This is a genomic window from Ramlibacter sp. (assembly GCF_028292805.1).
In the GTDB taxonomy this organism is placed as follows: Bacteria; Pseudomonadota; Gammaproteobacteria; order Burkholderiales; family Burkholderiaceae_C; genus Ramlibacter.
The window spans coordinates 1-4,144 of record NZ_JAQGLS010000102.1; the positions used below are offsets into that span (position 1 = coordinate 1).

At 72.4% G+C, this 4,144-nt stretch carries 4 protein-coding genes; all 4 read right to left on the reverse strand.

The window, feature by feature from the left end:
• Positions 1-1,607 (reverse strand): ATP-binding protein (locus tag JWP65_RS05790; RefSeq protein ID WP_299761308.1); only part of this gene is annotated, 1,607 nt, incomplete at its 3' end.
• Complete coding sequence (locus JWP65_RS05795; protein WP_299761311.1) at positions 1,604-2,935, reverse strand: Pvc16 family protein; 1,332 nt, start codon at positions 2,933-2,935, stop codon at positions 1,604-1,606. The genes JWP65_RS05790 and JWP65_RS05795, both read right to left, overlap by 4 nt.
• Complete coding sequence (locus JWP65_RS05800) at positions 2,932-3,624, reverse strand: hypothetical protein (protein ID WP_299761314.1); 693 nt, start codon at positions 3,622-3,624, stop codon at positions 2,932-2,934. The genes JWP65_RS05795 and JWP65_RS05800 overlap by 4 nt, the downstream gene beginning before the upstream one ends.
• A gap of 3 nt (positions 3,625-3,627) precedes the next feature.
• Positions 3,628-4,144 (reverse strand): hypothetical protein (locus JWP65_RS05805; protein ID WP_299761317.1); only part of this gene is annotated, 517 nt, incomplete at its 5' end.

Here is a 4,144-nt window from a genome sequence, read left to right on the forward strand (position 1 = left end):
CCCCGGTACGACTCCATGCGCTGCAGCAGGTAGCTGACCTCGATGTTGGCGTAGCGGTCGTGGCTGTCCTTGACTTCGCTGCGCTTGCCGAACAGCGCGTCGGCCTCGTCAAACAGCAAAATGGCGCCGCTGTCCTCGGCGGCATCGAAGACGCGGCGCAAATTCTTTTCGGTCTCGCCGATGTATTTGCTGACCACCGCCGACAGGTCGATGCGGTAGAGATCAAGCTGCAGCTCGCGGGCCAGCACCTCGGCCGCCAGCGTCTTGCCGGTGCCGCTCTCGCCGGCGAACAGCGCGCTGATGCCCAGCCCGCGCATGCCTTTGTCGCCAAAGCCCCATTCGAGGTACACCCTGGGCCGATGGCGCACGTGGGCCGCGATCTCGCGCAGCGTGGCCTGCTGCGCCTCGGGCAGCACGAGGTCGTCCCAGCCGGCGGTGGCGTCGATGCGCTGGGCCAGTTCATCGAGCCGGGCGTGGCCCAGCGTGCGGCAGGCCGCGCGCAGCAGGCTGCCGGGCCGGTCGCTGGCGACCAGCCGCGGCGCCAGGCGGGCGCCTTCGGCCGCGATAGCGCGCGCGCTCAGCTTGAATTGGCCGGCGACCAGGTCAAGCGCGTCTTCAAGGGCGGCGTCGCTTTTGCCGTCCCGCGCGCCGGCGCCCAGCGCCTGCCGCCACAGCCGCTTCTGCTCCAGCGCGCCGGGCTTGTCCACGGCGAAGCGCAGGTTGGCGCGTTCGAGCGGCTGCGGCTGGCGCGCGCTGACGAACACCAGGCCGCGCAGCGATTCGATGAGCCGCACGGCGGCGTCCGGCAGCGGGTCGGGGCCGCCCCGCAGCAGCAGGGCGCCGCCGAGCAGCAGGGCTTCGCGCTGCCAGAGCGTGGCCAGCGCGTTGATCTCGGCGTGGCCGGCCGGCACGTCATCCGCGCGCAGCACCCGCAGGCCCAGGCCCAGCGCGGCCGCGACCTCTGCGGCCACATCGGCCTGCCCGGGCGCATCGTCGCCAAGCAGCCACAGCAGCGGCGCATCGCCGGCCTCCTCAAGCGCCAGCACGTCCGCGATGGCGCCGCAGACCGCGCGGTGCGCCTCGTCCATAGCCGCCGCTGGCGCGGCTTCGCGCAGCAGGCTGCGCAGGCGCAGGTCGAGGTAGTTCACGCCGGCCAGGTAGTGCAGGATGCGCTCGTCGATGCGCAGCCGCGCGCGCGCCAGGCCGGCCGATTCATCGATCTCGACCAGCCGCCAGCGCCGCAGCGGTCCGACGGGCGCCAGCGCGCTCCAGTGCGGCGACGCCAGCGCCGCCAGCGCCAGGCCAAAGCTGGCACCCGGCCGGCGAGCCTCGCCTGAAGCGGTTTCGCACTGCGCGGCAAGCTGCGCATCCATTTCCACGCCGGCGCACAGCAGCAGCACGTCGCGCTCGAAGCCGCTCAGGCCGAAGCCGTCGGCCAGCTGGTCGATGGCGGCCGGGGCCGGCATGGCGGCGCGGGCCGATTCGAGCGCCGAAGCCACCGCATCGGCGTCATCGGCCGCGCCCAGCCGCTGCCGCAGGCGGCTTAGCTCGGCCGCCATCAGCCGCTGGTTGGCTTCCAGCCATGAAGAGGTATCTGGCGTGGTCATGTGGGCAGCGTGATGCGGTGGTTGAAAAAGGCCGGCGGCCGTGCGCCGCGGTTGACGGCGATGCTCTCGATGCCATCGACCTTGAGCCGCAGCAGCGGCGTGGCGCCGGCGGGCGGCGCGTCGGCAAAATTGAAGTCCAGCACCCCGGTGCTGGCGCCAAACGGCTTCGCCGGCGCCTCGCGCGTGTCCATCAGCAGCGCGACCTTCTGGCCTGGGCGCACGTCGGGCTGGCAGCCAATGCGCAGGCTCAGCACATTGCCCGCGCCGCGCGTCATCGTGAGGGGCGGCAAGGTGATGGCCGGCGCCAGCGCCACCGGCAGCGCGTTGCTGGTGCGCGGCGCGGCGTCGCCGGGGCGCAGCACGCGCAGTTCAAGCCGGTACAGCCCTGCTGGCAGGCTGGCGGGCAGGCTGGCCGTGAAATCGAGTGTGGTGTCGTCGCTGCCGTCGGGCAGCGCGATGTCGTGGTCAAGCTTGAAGGCATCGTTGCGTAGCACCAGGAACCGGCCGGTTCCCGCCAGGTGATGGCCGCGCACGGTGGCCACGTCGCCGGCCTGCAGCGTGGAGGGCGTTTCGTGCGCCGCCACACGCACCGACTCCAGCGTCGGGTAGGGCGGCACCAGGCCGGGCGTGACGAGGACGCCTTCTTCGCGCTCCGGCTCGCCAGGAACGAGCGGCGCGACGCGCCGGCCGCGCGTCAGCACCGGCAGCGGCGAGACGGCTGCTGCCCGCGACTCGATCAGCACCACCGACACCTGGAACGCGGCGGTCGGCCGGTAATGCGCGGTCAGCGCTGACCACAGGCGCGACATTTCCTCGGCGTTCATCGCCGTGGGCGTGATCTTGAGCAGCTCGACCTGCTCGGCCAGGTCGGCGCTGCGCAGCGCCTGGTACACCGAAGGCAGCAGCGCGCCGCTGACGGGCGACGGGTTGAGCGCGGCGCGGATCGCCGCGCGCGAGAGCACCGCGTTGTCGTGCAGCAGCTGCATGCCGTAGCCCAGCAGCACCTCGGCCTGCAGCTCGGCGATGCCGTAGGCCGTGAGCAGGTAATGCAGATCCAGCGCCAGCGGCGGGTTGCGCACGCGGCGCCCGCCGGCATCGGCCGACGGCAGCTCGGCATTGCGCCAGGCCGCGTTGGGCGTGACCTGGTGCAAAAAGAGGTTGAGCCGGGGCACGGCGCCGTCGCCGCTGATCGGCACCACGTCGGGCGCCAGCGACGAGACCAGCACGCCCGCGCCCAGCGCGTCGGTGACCCGGTGGTCGATCATCCCGGAGTCGAGCAAGTCCTTCAATACCGCCGACACCCCGGCAATCGCCAGCGCATTGCTCATGGCCGGCCTCCGGGGCTGCCACGCAGGTAGTCGGCCAGCGTCACCGAAGGCTGGCGCGGCGCCGGGCCGCGCGCTGGCGCCGGCGCTGCAGCGGTGTGGGCGACGACCTCGATGCGGCCGATCGTGACATGGACCACCGGGCCGTCGTCCTGCGGCCTGGGAACGCGTTGCGCCAGGCTGGCATCCGACAGGGGCCAGGCCTCCTGCGCCGGGGCCGGCGGGGCGCCGGCCTGCTCAAGCGCTGGCAGGGCCGCCACCACCGCAGCCGCCGGACGCGTGGCCTGGAGACTGGCGGACCTGGCGCGCCCTGCGTTGCCGCCAGCTCGACCTTGAACGGCGCTAAAAAGCGACGCCTCAGGCGCCCCCGATGCTTTTGCTGGCACGGCCACTGGCGGCATGGCCTGTATGTTCTCGCTTTGTCGCGGCTTGCCCGCCTGCGGCATGGGCGTGGCTTGCGCCGGCGGAATGGCGGCAGCCGCAGGGCGTTGCGCCGCCATCGGGTTTGCGACAGGCGGCAAGCCTGGCTGGCGCCACAGCGAAGTCTCGTCGTTGCCAATGCTCCCGGACCGGGCCTGGTCGTCGATGCCCTGCAACGGATGCAGGCCCGAAAAGCGCGAAGGCAGCACCGCCACCGCGCGCGCCGCATCGGTTTCACGCGCAGGATTGAGTTGGCGCAGGAAGTCCATCATGGCTCATCCCCCCGCCGTCACCATCTGCAAATACGCCGCGCGGCGCAGCGGCGACAGGCCCAGCACCTCGCGCTCGGTCCAGCCGTAAGCGCGCGCCAGCGTGTCGATGTCGAGCAGCACGCGCTCGGCCGCCGCCCGCACCTTGCGCCAGAGCATCTCGCCGACATCGAGCGGCGCCTGCCAGCGCGCCGCGCATTGCGGACAGTCGAGCGCGAACGACACGCTGGCACCGGGGTCGAGCGCTTCCATCCGCCGCGACAGCGCATCGAGCACCGGCTCGGGCAGCTGGGCGGCCGCCACGCTGTGGCCTTCATGCGTGCAGGCCAGCACGCAGCAGCCCAGTAGCCGCTGCGTGAAATCGTGTTCGCCCCCGGCAGTGCCTGCCTGCGCGATATCGGCGCTGCCGGGCAGGCGAAATTCAATCGCGTGCCCGTATGCTTCAAGGCGATGCGGCGGCGTGGCAACCGGCTCCGGCCGCATCTGCGCGGCCAGCGCCTCGCAGTCGGCGCTGAACTGCGCC

Bases quoted from the DNA above. Each gene is read 5' to 3' on its own strand.
- JWP65_RS05795 (WP_299761311.1), bottom strand. From the start codon at position 2,935: ATGAGCAATGCGCTGGCGATTGCCGGGGTGTCGGCGGTATTGAAGGAC.
- JWP65_RS05800 (WP_299761314.1), bottom strand. From the start codon at position 3,624: ATGATGGACTTCCTGCGCCAACTCAATCCTGCGCGTGAAACCGATGCG.